The organism is uncultured Ralstonia sp. (assembly GCA_913056305.1).
Lineage (GTDB): Bacteria > Pseudomonadota > Gammaproteobacteria > Burkholderiales > Burkholderiaceae > Ralstonia.
Window position 1 is genome coordinate 1 of sequence record CAJXMR010000086.1, and the last position, 17,955, is coordinate 17,955.

At 65.0% G+C, this 17,955-nt stretch carries 17 protein-coding genes and 1 pseudogene; 8 read left to right on the forward strand and 10 right to left on the reverse strand.

The genetic code is table 11. The annotated features are described in order from the left end of the window. The 3 genes from rplS to QZ609_RS14550 all read left to right on the forward strand — a co-directional run. A partial coding sequence (gene rplS / locus QZ609_RS14540; RefSeq protein WP_295496051.1) for a 50S ribosomal protein L19 occupies window positions 1–293 on the forward strand: 293 nt, incomplete at its 5' end. 110 nt (window positions 294–403) lie between these two features. Further along, window positions 404–1,087, forward strand: coding sequence for a CoA pyrophosphatase (locus QZ609_RS14545; RefSeq protein ID WP_295496054.1), 684 nt, complete (start codon window positions 404–406; stop codon window positions 1,085–1,087). A gap of 117 nt (window positions 1,088–1,204) precedes the next feature. Further along, window positions 1,205–2,146 carry a CobD/CbiB family protein gene (locus QZ609_RS14550; RefSeq protein WP_295496057.1) on the forward strand — a complete coding sequence of 314 codons (942 nt, stop codon included), beginning with the start codon at window positions 1,205–1,207 and terminating at the stop codon, window positions 2,144–2,146. 24 nt (window positions 2,147–2,170) lie between these two features. On the opposite strand, the gene QZ609_RS14555 is transcribed toward QZ609_RS14550, so the two are convergent. From QZ609_RS14555 to QZ609_RS14565, 3 genes are read right to left on the reverse strand one after another with little or no spacing between them, the layout of a single operon-like run. Further along, window positions 2,171–2,485: a hypothetical protein gene (locus tag QZ609_RS14555; RefSeq protein WP_295496060.1), complete on the reverse strand. Its 315-nt coding sequence runs from the start codon at window positions 2,483–2,485 to the stop codon at window positions 2,171–2,173. Window positions 2,486–2,514: 29 nt separating this feature from the next. Further along, complete coding sequence (gene rsgA, locus QZ609_RS14560; protein WP_295496063.1) at window positions 2,515–3,474, reverse strand: ribosome small subunit-dependent GTPase A; 960 nt, start codon at window positions 3,472–3,474, stop codon at window positions 2,515–2,517. Next, window positions 3,471–4,727, reverse strand: coding sequence for a M48 family metallopeptidase (locus tag QZ609_RS14565; RefSeq protein WP_295496066.1), 1,257 nt, complete (start codon window positions 4,725–4,727; stop codon window positions 3,471–3,473). The genes rsgA and QZ609_RS14565 overlap by 4 nt, the downstream gene beginning before the upstream one ends. A 64-nt stretch (window positions 4,728–4,791) precedes the next feature. Between QZ609_RS14565 and orn the strand changes: the two genes are divergently transcribed. Beyond that, window positions 4,792–5,439, forward strand: coding sequence for an oligoribonuclease (gene orn / locus QZ609_RS14570; RefSeq protein ID WP_295496068.1), 648 nt, complete (start codon window positions 4,792–4,794; stop codon window positions 5,437–5,439). 3 nt (window positions 5,440–5,442) lie between these two features. On the opposite strand, the gene mog is transcribed toward orn, so the two are convergent. After that, on the reverse strand, window positions 5,443–6,090 hold the full coding sequence (gene mog / locus QZ609_RS14575) for a molybdopterin adenylyltransferase (protein WP_295496071.1): 648 nt from the start codon (window positions 6,088–6,090) through the stop codon (window positions 5,443–5,445). Then, window positions 6,087–6,704, reverse strand: a complete 618-nt coding sequence (yjgA, locus tag QZ609_RS14580; RefSeq protein ID WP_295496074.1) for a ribosome biogenesis factor YjgA — start codon at window positions 6,702–6,704, stop codon at window positions 6,087–6,089. Before yjgA ends, mog begins: the two co-directional genes overlap by 4 nt. Window positions 6,705–6,787: 83 nt before the next feature. Here yjgA and pmbA point away from each other — a divergent pair, with 83 nt between their 5' ends. Beyond that, window positions 6,788–8,173: a metalloprotease PmbA gene (pmbA, locus tag QZ609_RS14585; protein ID WP_295496077.1), complete on the forward strand. Its 1,386-nt coding sequence runs from the start codon at window positions 6,788–6,790 to the stop codon at window positions 8,171–8,173. A 64-nt stretch (window positions 8,174–8,237) separates the two neighbouring features. Here the strand turns inward: pmbA and QZ609_RS14590 are convergent, their stop codons facing one another. Together QZ609_RS14590 and QZ609_RS14595 are read right to left on the reverse strand one after the other, a co-directional pair. After that, window positions 8,238–8,741 carry a dihydrofolate reductase gene (locus QZ609_RS14590; RefSeq protein WP_295496080.1) on the reverse strand — a complete coding sequence of 168 codons (504 nt, stop codon included), beginning with the start codon at window positions 8,739–8,741 and terminating at the stop codon, window positions 8,238–8,240. Window positions 8,742–8,745: 4 nt separating this feature from the next. Further along, window positions 8,746–9,540, reverse strand: coding sequence for a thymidylate synthase (locus tag QZ609_RS14595; RefSeq protein ID WP_295496084.1), 795 nt, complete (start codon window positions 9,538–9,540; stop codon window positions 8,746–8,748). A 225-nt stretch (window positions 9,541–9,765) separates the two neighbouring features. Between QZ609_RS14595 and QZ609_RS14600 the strand changes: the two genes are divergently transcribed. Then, a complete protein-coding gene (locus QZ609_RS14600) occupies window positions 9,766–10,767 on the forward strand; it encodes a threonine dehydratase (protein ID WP_295496087.1) in 1,002 nt (333 codons plus the stop codon). A gap of 4 nt (window positions 10,768–10,771) precedes the next feature. Here the strand turns inward: QZ609_RS14600 and QZ609_RS14605 are convergent, their stop codons facing one another. After that, on the reverse strand, window positions 10,772–11,464 hold the full coding sequence (locus tag QZ609_RS14605; RefSeq protein ID WP_295496089.1) for a TerC family protein: 693 nt from the start codon (window positions 11,462–11,464) through the stop codon (window positions 10,772–10,774). A 303-nt stretch (window positions 11,465–11,767) separates the two neighbouring features. After that, window positions 11,768–13,471 (reverse strand): group II intron reverse transcriptase/maturase, encoded by a 1,704-nt coding sequence (ltrA, locus tag QZ609_RS14610; RefSeq protein WP_295496092.1) that lies wholly within the window; start codon window positions 13,469–13,471, stop codon window positions 11,768–11,770. Window positions 13,472–14,734: 1,263 nt separating this feature from the next. Here ltrA and egtD point away from each other — a divergent pair. Both egtD and QZ609_RS14620 read left to right on the forward strand, forming a co-directional pair. Next, window positions 14,735–15,790 (forward strand): L-histidine N(alpha)-methyltransferase, encoded by a 1,056-nt coding sequence (gene egtD / locus QZ609_RS14615; protein WP_295496095.1) that lies wholly within the window; start codon window positions 14,735–14,737, stop codon window positions 15,788–15,790. A gap of 68 nt (window positions 15,791–15,858) precedes the next feature. After that, window positions 15,859–17,157 carry an ergothioneine biosynthesis protein EgtB gene (locus QZ609_RS14620; protein ID WP_295496098.1) on the forward strand — a complete coding sequence of 433 codons (1,299 nt, stop codon included), beginning with the start codon at window positions 15,859–15,861 and terminating at the stop codon, window positions 17,155–17,157. A 76-nt stretch (window positions 17,158–17,233) separates the two neighbouring features. Here QZ609_RS14620 and QZ609_RS14625 read toward each other — a convergent pair. Beyond that, window positions 17,234–17,955: pseudogene (locus QZ609_RS14625) on the reverse strand (RNA helicase); the annotation flags it as partial.

Genomic DNA, 17,955 nt, shown 5'->3' on the forward strand with positions numbered 1-17,955 from the left:
TCAACGTGAACGTCGTGGAAGGCACCCGCAAGCGTGTGCAGGCGTATGAAGGCGTTGTGATTGCCAAGCGCAATCGTGGCCTGAACTCGTCGTTCATCGTTCGCAAGATTTCTTCGGGCGAAGGCGTGGAGCGTACGTTCCAGCTGTACTCGCCGCTGCTGGCCAGCATCGAAGTGAAGCGTCGCGGCGATGTGCGCCGTGCCAAGCTGTACTACCTGCGCCAACGCTCGGGCAAGTCGGCACGCATCAAGGAAAAGCTGACCTTCAAGCGCAAGGAAGTCGCAGCGCAGTAATCTGCGGGCTTTGCGAAAAGGCACCTTCGGGTGCCTTTTTTCTCTTTTGCGGCGGAAGATTGCACCCACATGGCAGTCTTCCGCCCACGACCCCCATCCATTCCAGCCCCATGCGCCGTCCCGTGTTCGATCCTGAGCAGTTGCCGGTGATGCCTGCCTCGGCACCGTTGCCGGCGCTTGGGAGCGCGCGGCTGTCTGCCGAATTCGTGCGCGAGCGCCTGCGCGCCCAGCCTGCCTGGGAGCCGGAGCACACCGACGAATCGCGCCTGATCGACGCCGGACTCAAGCTGCGGGAGGCTGCCGTGCTGGTGCCGTTGGTGCAGCGCGACGCCGGCCTGACGGTGCTGCTGACCCAGCGCAACGCGTCGCTCAGCCAGCACGCCGGGCAGATCAGCTTCCCCGGCGGCGGGCGCGAAGCCATCGACCGCGACATGGTCGCCACCGCGCTGCGCGAGACGGTGGAGGAGGTCGGCATCGGCTCGGATTTCGTCGAGGTGGTGGGGCGCCTGCCGGACTACATCACTGGCTCGGGCTTTCACGTGAGCCCGGTCGTCGGGCTGCTGACGCCCGATTTCACCCTGCGGGCAGACCCGAGCGAGGTGGCCGAGGTGTTCGAGGTGCCGCTCGCCTTCCTGATGAATCCCGCCAACCACGAAGTGCGCGAGCTGCGCTGGGATGACCGCGTGCGGCACTTCTACGCGATGCCATATCGCCGAGAGGACGGCGGCTACCACTTCATCTGGGGTGCCACCGCGGGCATGCTCCGCAACCTCTATCACCTGCTGGCAGCGTAGCGCCAACGGTACGGTGCGCTGTGACGCGCACGCCCTGTGCTATCGTTTCGCACACAGCATCCACGGCGCCTTGAAGCGACATCCGCGCGCCGGTAACGCCCCTGCAACGCCAGTCCAATGACCTTTTTCTCCGTACTCTGTGCGCTGATCCTTGAGCAATTCCGTGCGCTCAGCCGGGACAACCCGATTTACGACGTCTTGCGCGCCCTGGCGGCGCGGGCGGAAACCTGGTTCGACACCGGGCAGCGCCGCGACGCCATCCTGGCATGGTGTGTCGTCACGCTGCCGGCGGTCGTGGTGGTGGCGTTGGTGCACTACCTGCTGTCGTCAATCAGCATCGGGCTGGCCTTCCTGTGGAACGTGGTGATGGTCTACCTGACCCTCGGCTTCCGCCAGTTCAGCCATTACTTCACCGACATCCACGAGGCGCTGCGCCGCGATGATGTCACCACCGCGCGGCTGATCCTGAACGAATGGTCGGGGCTGGACACGACCGACATGCCCGTCAACGAGATCGTCCGTCACACGCTCGAGGCCGCGATCGTGGCGGCGCATCGCCACGTGTTCGGTGTGTTCTTCTGGTTTTTGGTGCCGATCGGGCCGGCAGGGGTGATCCTGTATCGCGGCGCGGAATACCTCGCGCGCCACTGGAGCGAGCCGTCGATGGAGCGCAGCCCGGTGCTCGGCCAGTTCGCGCGCCAGGCCTTCTTCGTGATCGACTACGTTCCGTCGCGCCTGACGGCGATCGGCTTTGCCATCGTCGGCAACTTCGAAGACGCGGTGTACGCCTGGCGCAACCGCGCCGTCAAATGGGGCGACGAGGTCAACGGCATCCTGCTGGCGGCCGGCGGCGGTGCATTGGGTGTACGTCTTGGTACGCCGATTCCCGAGCGCGATTCGGCCGAGAGCATTGTCGACGAGGACGGCGCCTATCCGATGGAAGTGGGGCAGGAGGCGAACGTGCGCACGCTGCAGTCGGCCGTGGGGCTGGTGTGGCGCGCGGTGGTGCTGTGGATGCTGCTGCTGGCGATGCTGTCGGTCGCCGTGTGGCTGGGTTGATCCTGCGCTAGCTTCCAGCTCCCCCTAGGCCGCATCCTCGCGGTCTTTGCCGCAGCGCCAGCATTGGGCGAACTGCGGCTCGTGCAGTTCACCGCAATGCTTGCAGCGCCAGGCCGGGCCCGTCGGGGGATGGCGGGCCTGATCGAGCAATGCTTGCGCTTGCGCTTCCTGTTCCGGGTTCACCAGCCAGACCTGCGCGGCGCAGTCCTGCGGTGGCACGTCGCCTGCCACGCTGCTCAGGTAGATGTTGCGAAGCTCGGTGCGGATACCGGCGGCGGACAGCACGTTCTGCCAGTGCGCCGCCATGCCGAGCGATGGACTGCTGATCAACAGTTTCATCCCAGCCTCCCCGAACGTTCGTGCGGCCCTTACCAGGGCTTTTGCTGCTCCGATTCGTGCAGCAGTTGCGCATACAGCTGATGCCGGCGCGGATCGATCTTGCCCTCGGCCATGGCACCCAGGATGCCACAGCCCGGCTCCTGGAGGTGGCGGCAGTTATAAAAGCGGCACTCGGTCAGGCGTGGACGGAACTCGGGGAAGGCGCGCTCCAGCATGCCCTCGCTCAGGTGGTGCAGGCCAAACTCCTGGAAGCCCGGCGAGTCGATCAGCACGCCGCCCTGGCCCCAATCGGCGGGCAGGTGATACAGCCGCGTGAAGGTGGTGGTGTGCTTGCCCGAATCGAGCTTCTCGGAGATCTCGCGCGTCTGTGCATCCACGCCCGGGATCAGCAGATTCAGCAGCGACGACTTGCCCATGCCGGACTGCCCGATGAGGATCGACGCGCGACCAGCCACATGGGGTTCCAGTGTGGCGTGTGCGGCTTCGGGGGCGCCGTGCACCGTCAGCTCCACGACCGTATACCCAAGCTCCCGATACAGCATCAGACGCGAGCGAGCCGTCTCCAGGCGGGCGGTCAGGTCGATCTTGTTGAGCAGGACCAGCGGGGTGATGCCCAGCGATTCCGCCGCCACCAGCGCGCGGCCGAGCAGGTCTTCGGAGAAGCTCGGTTCGGTGCCGAGCATGATGATGACCTGGTCAAGGTTGGCCGCCAGTACCTTGGATTTGAACTGGTCGGAGCGGTGGAGCAGGTTGCGGCGCTCGTCCACGCGCACGACCACGCCCTGGTCGACGGCGGTGGCTTCATAGACGACGTGATCGCCGACGGCGCATTCGCTGCGCTTGCCGCGCGGGAAGCATTGCAGGTAGCCGCCGCCGCTCTCGGGCGAGCGCTCGACCAGGTAGTGGCGGCCATGCGCTGCGATGACGAGCCCGCGCTCTCCCGCGGCGTGCTGCTTGTGACCTGCGCGGCCCGGTTTGCCGCGCGTCATGCGGCCGCGTGCACCAGGCGCGCGATGCGCTGCGATGCGGTCGGGTGGGAGTAGTAGAACGCCGAGTAGACGGGGTCCGGCGTCAGTGTCGAGGCATTGTCCTGGTACAGCTTGACCAGCGCGGACACCAGCATCGGCGCCTCGGCATGCTGCGCGGCAAAGGCATCCGCCTCGAACTCATGCTTGCGCGAGGACAGGCTCGCCAGCGGCGAGATGAAGAAGGTGAACACCGGCAGCACCAGGAAGAACAGCATCAGCGCCAGCGCGTGGTTGTCGGAGAACAGGTTGGGCGCAACGCCCAGGCCCAGGTAGAACCATGTGCGCGTCATCAGCCAGCCGAGCAGCGCCAGCAGCCCGAGACTCAGCAAGAACATCACGGCAATACGCTTGGTGATGTGGTGGCGTTTGAAGTGCCCCAGCTCGTGCGCGAGCACGGCTTCCATCTCAGGCGGGTTCAGACGGGCGAGCAGGGTGTCGAAGAAAACGATGCGCTTGGTGGCGCCAAAGCCGCTGAAGTAGGCATTGCCGTGGGCACTGCGGCGGCTGCCGTCCATGACGAACAGGCCCTTGCTGGCAAAACCGCAGCGCTGGAGCAGGCTTTCGATGCGCGTACGCATTTCCCCGTCTTCCAGCGGCGAGAACTTGTTGAACAGTGGTGCGATCACGTTGGGGTGGATCGCCTGCACAAACAGCATGAAGGCCATCCACACGAGCCACGTGTAGAGCCACCACTGCGCGCCCATCTTGTTCATCAGCCACAGCACGGCCAGCAGCAGCGGCAGGCCCAGTACGATGCCGATCGCCAGCCCCTTGAGGCCATCGGCCAGGCACAGCTTCCAGGTCATGCGGTTGAAGCCGAAGCGCTCCTCGATCACGAACTGGCTGTACAGCGAGAACGGCAGCTCGATCAGGCTGCTGATGACAACCACCGAGGCGATCAGCGCCACGCCGTACGCATAGCCCGGCCCGAACACGCCCAGCCATGCCTGGTTTAGCCAGTTCAGGCCGCCCAGCAGCGTGAGCGCGATCAGCAGCGCGGCCTGCACCGGCACTTCCAGCATCGCCAGGCGCGTGCGGGCGATGGTGTAGTCGGCGGCCTTGTGGTGCATGTCGAGCGTGATCGACTCGGCGAATTGCGCGGGCACGGCATTGCGGTGGCGTGCCACGTGACGGATCTGCCGCGCGGCCAGCCACAGGCGGGTGGCGGCCATCAGCACGAGGGCGATCAGGAAGACAACGGTAAAGGCGGTCATGTGGGGGAACGGCTATCAGATATGCGAAAATTATAGCCTTCAGTCATTTTCTCAAGGCCTTCGTGTGAGCACCCCAGTTTCCAAGCCGGCAGCATCGTCCGCGACCCCCAACCCCGTTGCCGCCAAGAGCGACAACAACCTGGTCTGGCTCGACATGGAGATGACCGGCCTGAGCCCTGAGAACGACCGCATCATCGAGGTGGCGGTGGTGGTGACGGATTCGGAGCTGAACGTGCTGGCCGAGGGCCCGGTGCTGGTGATCCACCAGTCCGACGAACTGCTCGACGGCATGGACGCCTGGAACAAGGGCACGCACGGCCGCTCGGGCCTGATCGACAAGGTCAAGGCCTCGACCACGACCGAAGCCGAAGCCGAAGCCGCACTGCTGGCCTTCCTGAAGAAGTGGGTGCCCAAGAGCAAGTCGCCGATGTGCGGCAACTCGATCTGCCAGGACCGCCGCTTCATGGCGCGCTACATGCCCAAGCTGGAGGCGTATTTCCACTACCGCAACCTGGACGTCTCGACGCTCAAGGAACTGTGCAAGCGCTGGCAGCCGGCCATCGCCAAGGGTTTCACCAAGCACCAGCGGCACACGGCGTATGCGGACATCATCGAGTCGATCGAGGAGCTGCGCTACTACCGCGAGCACTTCATCCGTGACGAGCGGCAGACGCCGGAAGCCGAAGCCCTGGCGTCTTCCGTCGCTCCGTAAGCCTTACACCTGCAACGGTTTCGCCCGGACACCGTGTTTGGGCCGCCAGGCCTTGACCACGCTGTCATGCGTCTCGATGTACGGGCCGCCGATCAGGTCGATGCAGTAGGGCACCGCGGCGAAGATGCCCGGTACCGTCGCGCGACCCTCGGCGTCCTTCAGGCCTTCCAGCGTCTCGCGGATGGCGCGCGGCTGGCCCGGCAGGTTGATGATCAGCGCCGCGCGCGAGGGCGTCTCGCGGATCACCGCCACCTGCCGCGACAGGATCGCCGTCGGCACGAAGTTCAGGCTGATCTGGCGCATCTGCTCGCCGAAGCCCGGCATCTCCTTGGTAGCGACGGCCAGCGTGGCCTCGGGCGTCACGTCACGGCGCGTCGGGCCGGTGCCGCCAGTGGTCAGCACCAGATCGCAGCCGGCGTGGTCGACCAGGTCGATCAGCGTGGCGGAAATCGTCGCCTGATCGTCCGGAATCAGGCGCTCCACCCCCTGCCACGGCGACGACAGCGCGGCACCAAACCAATCGCGCAGCGCCGGAATTCCCTCATCCTGATACGTCCCGGCCGAGGCGCGGTCGGAGATCGACACGAAACCGACGAGCAGCTCGTCGGGATGGCGGCGGGTGAGCGGGAAGGAGGAGGCGGGGGCGGTCATGCTTCGTCGTCTTCGGCTTCAGGTTGATCGGTATCTTCGTCCTCGCGGTCATTGCCGGACAGGGCCTGCTTGACCATCTGGAACAGCTCGCGCGACGACTTGGGCGGCTTGGCCAGCTGCGCTTCCTTGCGTGCGTTGCGCACCAACGTGCGCAGGGCCTGCACATCAGACTCCGGGTGCGCGGCAATGAACTCGGTGACGGCATCGTCGCCGGCGATCAGGCGGTCGCGCCAGCGCTCCATGGCGTGCAGGCGCGCGGTTTCGGCCTTGGAGGCGCCCACGAAGGTCGCCAGCACGCGGCGGATGGCTTCGACTTCTTCATCGGTCAGGGCGCGCATCAGCTTGCCGATGTACTGCATCTGGCGGCGCTTGCCTTCGTGTGCGGTGGTGCGCTTGGCCTCGCGCAGGGCGTCGAGCAGCTTCTCGGGCAGCGGCACCTTGGCGAGTTTGTCCTTGGGCAGCGCTTCCAGTGCGGTGCCCAGGTCCTGCAGGGCGTTCACCTCGCGCTTGCGCTGCGATTTGCTCTTGGGCGTATCCGGATCGTCCTCGTCACCGATGTCGGTGCGCACGACGGGTTGCAGATACGTGGGGTTGTGTCGGGATGCTCGGCTCATGGCGCGCATTGTATCTTGCTATGATGGGCGCTTCCGCCGAAATGGCTTCCGTTTTTGGCCCCCGTTTTCCCCCTTCCTTGCCTATGTCCCAGACGCTCGATTCCAAGACCCGCAATGTCAACGGCGCCGTGTTCGCCTACCGCCGCGACCAGCTCGAAGAGATGGCGCGCGATGTGCTGCGCATTGCACGCGAACTCGGCGCCACCGATGCCGCGACGGAGATCTCCGAGGGCCAGGGCCTGTCGGTCACGGTGCGCAAGGGCGAGATCGAGACCATCGAACAGAACCGCGACAAGATCGTCGGCGTGACGGTGATGCTTGGCAAGAAGCGCGGCAACGCCAGCACGTCGGATTTCTCCTCGGCGGCGCTGCGCTCCACGGTCGAGGCCGCCTACAACATCGCGCGCTTCACCGCCGATGACGATGCTGCCGGGTTGGCCGAAGAGGAATTGCTGGAAAAGCATCCGCGCGACCTCGAGCTGTATCACCCGTGGATGATCGATGCCGAAGGCGCGGTTGAGATCGCCCGCGCCGCCGAAGCCGCCGCCTTCGCCGTGAGCCCGAAGATCCGCAACAGCGACGGCGCCAGCATCTCGGCGCAGCACTCGCACTTCGTGCTGGCCACCTCGCGCGGCTTCCTGGGTGGCTATCCGTATTCGCGGCACTTCATTTCGTGCGCGCCGATCGCCGGCTCGGGTGCACATATGCAGCGCGACGACTGGTATTCGTCCAAGCGCTCGCCCAAGGATCTGGCGGCGCCCGAGGCCATCGGCAAGTACGCCGCGGAGCGCGCGCTGGCACGCCTGTCCGCCCGCCGGCTGACCACGCGCAAGTGCCCGGTGCTGTTCGAGGCGCCGCTGGCGGCTGGCTTGCTGGGGGCCTTCGTGCAGGCGGTGTCGGGCGGGGCGCTGTACCGCAAGTCGACCTTCCTGCTCGATTCGCTCGGCAAGGAAATCTTCGCGCCGCACGTGCAGATCAAGGAAGACCCGCACGTGGCCGCTGGCATGGGTAGCGCGCCCTTCGATGAGGAAGGTGTGCGCACGCAGCGCCGTGACGTGGTCAAGGATGGCGTGGTCGAGGGCTACTTCCTGTCGACGTATTCCGCGCGCAAGCTCGGCATGCAGACCACCGGTAACGCCGGCGGCTCGCACAACCTGACGCTGTTCTCCGATCAGACGAAGGCCGAAGACGACTTCGCCGGCATGCTGCGTCGCATGGGCACGGGTCTGCTGGTGACCGAGCTGATGGGTCAGGGCGTCAACTACGTGACCGGCGATTACTCGCGCGGCGTATCGGGCTATTGGGTCGAGAACGGCGTGATCCAGTACCCGGTGGAAGAGATCACCATCGCCGGCAACCTGCGCGAGATGTTCCGCCAGATCGTCGCCATCGGCGCGGATGCACTGGTGCGCGGCACCAAGGAAACCGGTTCGATCCTGATCGAGCAGATGACCATCGCCGGCGAGTGAGTCGCTTCGCCCCAATGAAAAACGCGCTCGAAGCTGAGCGCGTTTTTTGTTGGCTATCGCCGGCTTACTGCTCGTCCGAAGGCGGCCGTTCGTAGGTGACGAAGGCGTAGTCGAAATCGTTCGGTGCGCCCGCGTGGTGCGTCTCGCGCGCGACCTCGTGCCAGACCTTCGGGTCGGGCGTGGGGAAGTGCGCATCGCCTTCGAAATCCGCGTCGATCTCGGTGACGATCAAGCGGTCGGCGCTGGGCAGGGCATCGGCATACAGCTGCGCACCGCCGATCAGGAAGATCTGCTCGACGCCGATGCACAGGCGCTGCGCGTCTTCCATCGAATGGGCGATCTCGCAGCCGGGCAGTTCCAGCTTGGCGTTGCGCGTGACGACGATGTTGCGACGGCCCGGCAGCGGGCGGCCGATCGAGTCGTACGTCTTGCGGCCCATCACGATGGGCGCGCCCATGGTGGTGCGCTTGAAGTGCGCGAGGTCTTCGGGCAGGCGCCAGGGCAGCGTGTTGTTGCGGCCGATTACGCCGTTGCGGGCGCGGGCGACGATGAGGGTCAGGATCGTCATGCCGTTACACCGCCACCGGTGCCTTGATGGCCGCGTGGCTCTGGTAGCCGACGATCTCGAAGTCTTCGTACTGGTAATCGAAGATGCTCTCGGGCTTGCGCTTGATCTGCAGCTTGGGGAGCGGCAGCGGTTCGCGCGCGAGCTGTGTTTCGACCTGCTCGAAGTGGTTGTTGTAGAGGTGGCAGTCACCGCCTGTCCAGACAAAGTCACCCACGTCCAGGCCGGTCTGCTGCGCGATCATGTACGTGAGCAGGGCGTAGCTGGCGATGTTGAATGGCACGCCGAGGAAGATGTCGGCGCTGCGCTGGTACAGCTGGCACGACAGCTTGCCGTCAGCCACGTAGAACTGGAAGAACGCGTGGCAGGGCGGCAGCTTCATGCGCGGGATGTCGGCCACGTTCCACGCCGAGACGATCAGCCGGCGCGAATCAGGGTTGCGCTTGATCTGCGCGATCAGCTCGGCGATCTGGTCGATGTGCTCGCCGGTGGGCGAGGGCCAGGAGCGCCATTGGTAGCCGTAGATCGGGCCCAGTTCGCCGTCGGCGTCCGCCCACTCGTCCCAGATCGTCACGCCGTTGTCCTGCAGCCAGCGCACGTTGGTTGCGCCCTGGAGGAACCACAGCAGTTCATAGACGATGGACTTGATGTGGACCTTCTTGGTGGTCACCAGAGGAAAGCCGTCCTGCAGGTTGAAGCGCATCTGGTGGCCGAACACGGAGCGCGTGCCGGTGCCGGTGCGGTCGGCTTTGTCGGTGCCATGTTCGTAGACATGGCGCATCAGGTCGAGATAGGGCTGCATTGCAGGGGTGACGAGGGTGCAGAACGTCGTGAATCGATTGAGCCGCATTGTAACGTGAGCGGCAGAGTGCGGCCGGGCGCTCAACTGTACCGGTTGTGTCCGGCAACTGGCCCGGTCGATCAGGCGGCACAGTTTGACTGACAAATCGCGCAAGTGTCGATGTTCTGCGGCATTGCGGGCGAGCAAGATACAGCCATCGCCTCAAACTGTCTGCTGGAGCCCGCCATGTCGCCCATCACCACCGCCGCCTCGCTCAACCGTGCCGCCGAACTGCGCCGCCTGCGCGCGGCCGCCAGCGTCGTCAACGCGGTGATCCCGCCGACGCCGCAATACTGTTGGCCGCTCCTGTCGCAGGCCATGGGCGCGGCGGTGTGGGTCAAGCACGAGAACCATACGGAAGTGGGCGCCTTCAAGGTGCGCGGCGGGCTGACCTATCTGCACGCGCTGCGCCGCCGCGAGCCGGAGCTGCGCGGTGTGATCGCCGCGACGCGCGGCAACCACGGCCAGTCGATCGCGTTGGCCGCGCGCCAGAACGGCATGACGGCCACCATCGTCGTGCCGCACGGCAACAGCGTGGAGAAGAACGCCGCCATGCGCGCGTTGGGTGCCGAGCTGATCGAAGCGGGGGACGACTTCCAGGCCAGCCGCGAAGTGGCCGCGCAACTCGCGGCCGAGCGCGGCCTGCACCTGGTGCCCTCGTATCACGAAGACCTCGTCGCCGGGGTGGCGAGCTACTGGCTGGAATTCTTCGAGGCGGCGCCGCTGGACGTGGTGTACGTGCCGATCGGCATGGGCTCGGGCATCTGCGCCGCCGTGCAGGCGCGCGATGCGTTCGGGCTGTCGACGCGCATCGTTGGCGTGGTGTCGGCGCACGCCCGATGTTATGAGCACTCGTTTGTGAGCGGCGCCGCGGTGTCGGCGCCGGTGTCGACGCTGCTGGCCGATGGCCTGGCCTGCCGCACGCCGGATACGAAGGCGCTGGAGGTGATCCGCGCCGGTGTCGACGAGATCGTCGCGGTCACGGATGACGAGGTGGCCGAGGCCATCCGCCTGTATTTCTCCACCACGCACAACGTGGCTGAAGGCGCTGCCGCCGCAGCCCTGGCGGGCGCGTGGCAGCAGCGCGAGCAACTCGCCGGCCTGCGCGTCGGCCTGCCGCTGACCGGCGGCAACATCGACCGCGCCATGCTGGCGCAGGTCCTGTCCGGTCAGCCCATCACGGCCTAAGCGCTTAGGCCGGCTGTTGGCGGCGACGCTGCGTCAGCCAGCCGCCGCCCAGCACCACCACGAACACCAGCACATACAGGCCCCAAGCCAGCGGCGGTTGTTCGGCAAAGAACGGCTTGATGACAGGTTCGGCCACGATCATGTGGGCGGCCGTATAAGCGAGCACCGCCGCACCGCCGTAGATGATGAGCGGGAAACGCTCGATCAGGCGCAGCACCACGCCGCTGCCCCACACCACCACCGGCACGCTCACCAGCAGACCCAGCACCACCAGCAGGAAGCTGCCGTGCGAGGCGCCAGCAATGGCCAGCACGTTGTCGATGCCCATCACCGCATCGGCGATGATGATGGTCTTCATCGCGCCCATCAGCGTGTGGCTGGCGGGGCCGTGCGCGTCATCGCCCTGGCCATCGTCGGCCAGCAGCTTCCACGCGATCCACACCAGCGCCAGGCCGCCCACCAGCATCAGGCCCGGAATCTTCAGCAGCCACACGACTGCCAGCGTCATCAGCGCACGCACGACGATCGCGCCGGCCGCGCCCCACAGGATGGCCTTCTTCTGCAACTCCGGCGGCAGGTTGCGCGCGGCCAGTGCGATGAGGATGGCGTTATCGCCCGCCAGCACCAGGTCGATCACGATGATCGAGGCCAGCGCGGCAGCAAACTGCATGGTGAAGAGGTCAGACAACCATTCCATGGTGGCTCCAAAGTCAAACAAAGAAACGCGGTTGACCGGATCGCATGGAAGGCAGGGACGTGACGCTTTGCAGACCATGAATCCGGTTGCAAAGGTCTTGCTCGACACAAGCAGGCTGGGAACCTGCCGATGCCGACACGACCGGAAGCCTGCGCTTCGTCCTGACGATCGTGCCTGGGGCTGAAGAACCCCCGAGCTACTCCCCTTTGAGTAGGGTAGAAGTGTACCATTTCTGGCCACACTCCCCCCTAAGAACCGTACGTGCGAGTTTCCCCGCATACGGCTCAAGCCTTTTCAAAGCCCCTATAACTCTGGGGCCGGTTTCACAACATTGATACCTCTGGCATGCACTTGGGCATGGCAGTTCGGGTGCAGCAGCACGCGATTTCCCAGGACGTCCGAGCCACCGTGTGTGCGGTACTCGATATGGTGGTCATGCCACCCCGTTTCCTTGGTCATCTTGCACTGACACAACGCGCACAAGCCCCGCTGAGCGACGTACAACTTGATCCATTGCTTCCGGTGCGACATGCTGTTGAGCAGCCGCGTCTGACGCAACGTTTCGCCGTACATCTCTTGCGCCGGGTCAAAGGGGTTGTAATCCCCTTTGATCTTCTTGTGGCGTTCGATGGGTGTACCGGACAACTGGTACAACTCAAACCACTGCTTACTGCCGTCACCGTCGGTGACTGTGGTTCCAAACACCCAACTCCGGTTGCCAATCGAGGCGAAGTATTTTCCTCGCACCCAATCGGCGGACTTTCCAGGGTGCCGCCGTTTTGCCCACCGCCATAAAGCCCGGAAAATCCCGTGCTCCATGCGGTTGAACGTCGCTTTGGCTACTACGGGGCGGTGGTACCGCGCCCAGCCCTTCAACACCGGGTTCAGCAATCGGATCAGATCTTCTTGCTTAGCCGTCTTGTTGGCGCCGATCTCTTCCTTGACCTTGCGATAGAACGCTTGCGCGTTCTTCTTGCTCGGCTTAATGAGCAGCTTTTCCGAGTACTTCCGGAAATTCCACCCGAGGAAGTCGAAGCCGTCCGCTATGTTGACGATCCGCGTTTTCTCCGTCGATAGCGATAGCCCCCGTACAGCAAGGAACTGTTCTACCCACGGTTTGATTTCGTCTTCCAGAACTTCCGGCGTGTTGCCGGTGATTACGAAATCGTCTGCGTACCGCACAACGTTCACTTTCAGCTTCGCGGTTTTGGTGACACCCAGTTTCGTTCGCAGGAACGCAACCAGTTGAGTCTCCAACCCGTTCAGCGCCACGTTCGCCAGTGTTGGGGAAATGATGCCCCCTTGCGGCGTCCCGGCTTCGGTCGCCTGAAACTGGCCTTGAAATACCACGCCAGCCTTCAACCACTTCCGCAAGATTGCTTTGTCCATCGGGACATTGCGCTCCAGCCAGTCGTGGCTGATATGGTCAAAACAGCCTTTGATATCCGCCTCCAGTACCCATTGAGCCGAAGCCTTTTGGGATAGGGAGACGAATAGCTGTGACATGGCGTCTGCCGTGGAGCGATTGATCCGGAACCCATACGAGTTCGGATCGCTCGTCCCTTCGGACACCGGTTCCAGCGCCAGCAGATAAAGCGCCTGCATGGCTCGGTCCAACATGGTCGGAATGCCTAGTGGGCGCTCCTTCCCGTTGGCCTTGGGGATATAGACCCGCCGCAATGGCAGGGGCCGATACCCTCGGCGTTTCAACCGTCCGATGGCTTTCCACCGGACTTCAGGCGAGTCCCACAGTTCGCGATCGACGCCTGCCGTTCGCTTGCCTTGGTTCTCCGTCACTCGTCGTACTGCCAGCGCTTTCGCGCTGAACGAGCGGGTCAAGGACCGTTGCAGGGCTTTCACCCGGCGCCAGTCCTCTTCCTGTGTTGCCTTCGCAATTCGTATCTGCATTGCCCGGACGTTCCGCTCGACTCGACGCCATTGAATGGTCGTCCAGCTTTGCGGTGCGCCGGAGAACGCAGAATCATTCGTTTCAATGATTGCTTCCATGCTGCTCTCCTATCTTCAGGGTCTTCCCAGGCAGCAAGAGACAACATGCCCCCTGAGGGACGAGTTGCCCCTCAAGGGAAGAGTTTCAGTTCACGAGTTTCTGTCAGCCGTCTTGCGACGAAAGACCAGTTGGAAGTCTGCCCGCTTTCACGTGGGATGATGTTTCAACCCCTATCCGGACCATTACAGCCCGGCATTCGCTTTTTCCAACCTCCCATACCCGCACAGCCAACAGCGTTCCTTGCGGTCCGCCTGCCCGAGCCAACGGCACTCGGCAGCCATACGGGCTTACCACGTTCCCTGCGCGTTACACGACTGGGTTAGGGCCTGCCTTTTCACCGGTGGTCTATTTGTCGACGTGTTCCGAACTTCCAGCGGAACAACCGACCACGTACCTTTTGGTTTGTGCCTAACAGCAGCTTTGGCACATCAATGCTTACGGTGTTTATCAGCAGTTCACGTACGTTGCCCATGCCAGTCAGCCTAGCTCCTCGACCCCATTGCTGCTCGGAGTCTCTGCCGATCCGCCTCACGGCGGGACGACACCCTTGCGGGGGTTACATTGTCAGGAAAGCTTCACACCTCACCGTTGCCAGTGACGCATGTCTCCTTAGGCTACTGTCAGTCGAATGGCAGGTTCTCTATCGGCGTGCACCTGTGAGGGTGTGACCGATCGAACAATAACGCGCAGAGCTTTGCGCTCCGGGTTTGCTGAATTGCAATGGCTCGGATGCCGGGAGGCATCGGGCACACAAACGTCACTCCGCCTGTCAGCGGAGATGACGCCGCTGACTGGGCGGAACCTGATAATGACCAGGTCATTGCATTGCGAGATCAGGTGAGGGTAACCCACCGATCTGCGCTTCATTACATGTCTATTGCCTCGCTGCCGTCCTACATCCAGAACTGAGGCATCGTCCTGAACCGGCGAACTGGTTGATTTAAGAGGGCCAGTCCCTCTCCACGGATAACGCCGTGTCGCACGGAAGTCCGCATTATAGCGCAGGCAAGGATTGTTGCGGTGCGCAAATGCAACGCCTGCGTCGCAGCGGGCCGTGTGCGGATTTTTCAGCCGCGTGGGTGATTTTTACGCTGGATGTCATGCAGCGTTGTCATGTTCTCGGATGAAAAGAGGGTGGCGCGGATGCCAGGCGGCGTCTACGCTGCAAATTCACCAGTGCGGAGCCCGTGGCACATTTCTCGCTGCCAATGGCCTTCATGACGATGCTGTACCGTGCCGTTCCACCCCCACCGGGAGACACCATGCAGGCCACCAAGCCGTCCGCCGATGCCTATGCCCGCCGCGTGCTGGCCCGTCTGATCCAGCCGCAGCCGACGGTCGAGGCCATCGGCGCGGGCCTGACTTTCTACCAGCTCTTTATGGAGGACGACGCGGCCTTGCGTGCCGAGGCAGAGGCGGGCCTGCTGGCGCCCGCGGCCAGCGTGAGCCCGAAATTCTTCTACGATGCGCTCGGCTCCCGGCTGTTCGAGGCGATTACCGATCTGCCCGAGTACTACCCGACCCGCACGGAAGCCGCCATCTTCAGCCAGCATGCCGCCGAGATCGCGCTGCGCGTCGGGCGTGGCGCAACGCTCATCGACCTGGGCGCCGGCAATTGCGAGAAGGCGGCACGCCTGTTCCGCACGCTGGCGCCGTCGCGCTACGTGGCGATCGACATCTCCGCCGACTTCCTGCGCGGCACGCTGCGCGCGCTGGCGCGGCAGCATCCGCAGCTGCCGATGGTCGGCATTGGCGCGGACCTGTGCGCGCCGCTGGTGCTGCCCGATGCTGTGGGCGATGGGCGCCGCGTCTGGTTCTATCCGGGCTCGAGTCTCGGCAACTTCACGCCGGCAGAAGCGCTGGCCTTCCTCAAGCGCCTGCGCGAGGCTTCCGCTCGCGGGGACAGCGTGCTGATCGGCGTCGACCTCATCAAGGATGCGCGCCGGCTGGAAGCCGCCTACGACGACCCGCTCGGCGTGACGGCGGCGTTCAACCTGAACGTGCTGCGCAACCTGAACCGCCTGCTGGGTGCTGACTTCGACGTGCGCGACTGGCGCCACCTCGCGCTGTATCGCACCGACGCCCATCGCATCGAGATGCATCTGGAAGCCCGGTGCGACGTGACCGTGCGCTGGGGCAAGCATGTGCGTGCCTTTATCGCCGGCGAGCGCGTGCACACCGAGAATTCCGTCAAGTACGACCTGCCGCGTCTGCATGCGCTCTTTGCCGATGCCGGTTTCGAAGACCTGCACGCCTGGACCGATGCGAGCCAGGACTTCGCTGTGTGTCACGCCAGCGTCGGCCGCGGTGCGCGTTAGCCGCATCGGCGGGAGGGCGGCGCAGGGCGGTGCGATAATGGATCGGTTTCTGTCCAGGGTGTGCCGTCATGGCTGAATTCTTCATGCTTCCCGATCCGACCTTCATTGGATCGCTTCCCGACTGGACTGACGGACGCCGCCTGCCGCGCCAGGGCATCGCGCACAGCCTGGTCGATGCGCGCAACCGCACGCTGGCCTTGCTGGCCGCGTTTGGTGACACGCAGCGCGGCTGGCAGATCGAGCGCGTGCTCCATCATGCGCCGCCGCTGTGGACGCTCGGCCAGCTCGCCTGGTTTGCCGAGTTCTGGTGCCTGCGTGCGCCGCGCCGCATCGGCAGCGAGACCGTTGAAGATGGCGCCGGCACCGAGTGGGACCTGCCGCGCTGGCAGGCCACGCTGCCAGCCGCGCTGGAAGGCGCCGACAGCTTCTTCGACATGGATCGCATGCCGCCGGACGCCTGCTGGGAGCTGACGCTGCCGGGCATCGCGGCGGTCAAGCAGTACGCGCATGACGTGCTCGACCGCGTGCTGCGCAAACTCGCCACACTGGGTACCGACGACGACGCGGCGCTTGAACCGTTCCGCTGGGCCGTCTTCCACGAAGACCTGCGCGCCGAGCATCTGCACGGCCTGCTGCAGGTGCTGGGCCTGCAACCGGCCGGGCAGCCACCGCTGGCTGCCGTCGCGGTGCCGGCCTCGCAGACGCTGTCGCTGCCGGGCGGCCGCTTCCAGATGGGCTGGCCCGATGCCGACGGCTTTGCCTTCGACAACGAGCGCCCGCCGTATCGCACCTATGTGCCGGCCTTCGAGATCGACGCGCAGCCGGTTACCAATGGGCAATACCTGGAGTTTGTTGAAGACGGCGGCTATGACCATCCGCAGTGGTGGTCGCCGGCCGGGCTGGAGTGGCTGATGATGCAGGAGCGCTCCGCGCCGCTGGGTTGGCAGCGCGATGCGACCACGCGCACGTGGCAGGCGCTGCGCTATGGCCAGGCGCGCACGCTCAACCGCGATGAGCCGGTGCGGCACGTGAGCCTGTTCGAGGCGCAGGCGTGGTGCCGCTGGGCGGGCCGCCGCCTGCCGACTGAAGACGAGTGGGAAATGGCTGCGGTGCAAGGTCGCGCCGGCTTCCATTGGGGGCAGGTCTGGGAGTGGACGTCGTCGCCGTTCGAGCCGTATCCGGAGTTCGAGCCGGGCGGATCGCACGGGCGGGTGGCCAGCCTGTCCGCGCCGCATTTCATGACGATGCAGGCGGTGCGCGGTGCCGCCGCGCATACGCCGCAGCGTGCGCGCCATCCGCGGTTCCGGGGTTTTCTGCTGCCGGAGCGCGACGACATCTTCGTCGGGTTCCGGACCTGCGCGCTTTGAGCGCATTGAGCCGACGGCAGAAATAGAAAAAGGCCCCCGAAGGGGCCTTTTTCATTGGGGCGATGCGTTCAGCCGATCAACGATCGAAGTCGCGCGAGCGGCCCTTGCTGCCGTAGCCGTTGCCTTGGCTGTTGCCATAGCTGCGGCGGGGCGCGCCGGCGCCGTTGTTGTCGCCGAAGCGGCTGCCGTTGTTGTCACCGAAGCGACGCGGAGCGCCTTCGCGATTGCCGTAGCCTTCGCGGTTGCCGTCGCGGTTGCCGTCACGGTTGCCGTAGCCACCGCCGTTGCTGTTGCTGTTGCTGTTGCCGAAGCCGCGGTTGCCGTCTTGCGTGCGGGCCGGGCGCTGCTGCCAGTCGCCGCGGTTCTGTTGGCCATACGACTGGCGTGGGGCGCTGTCGCGGTTCCACTCGCGCTGGCCGCCTTGACCTTGGTAGCCGCCGCTCTTGTAGCCACCATTCTGGTCGCCACGATCGTCACGGCGCGGGGCGAAGCCTTCACGGTCGCCGCCGAAGCTGCGCTGGAAGCGGCCTTCGTTGTTGCCACCGTTGCCACCTTGGCGCGCGGCATAGCCGTCACGCTGGCCGCGCCAGTTGCCGCCGCCGTTACCACCGCCGTTGCCGCCACGATAACCGCCGCGGTCGCCGCCGGCACGCGGGCCGCCGGTGCGCGGCTTGGGCGAGCGCTTCGGCTCCAGGCCTTCGATGGTGCTCGCGTCGATGCGGCGGTCAACGAAGCGCTCGATGCGGCGCCATTGGAACGTGTCGTTGTGGTTCACCAGGTTGATGGCGATACCGCTGC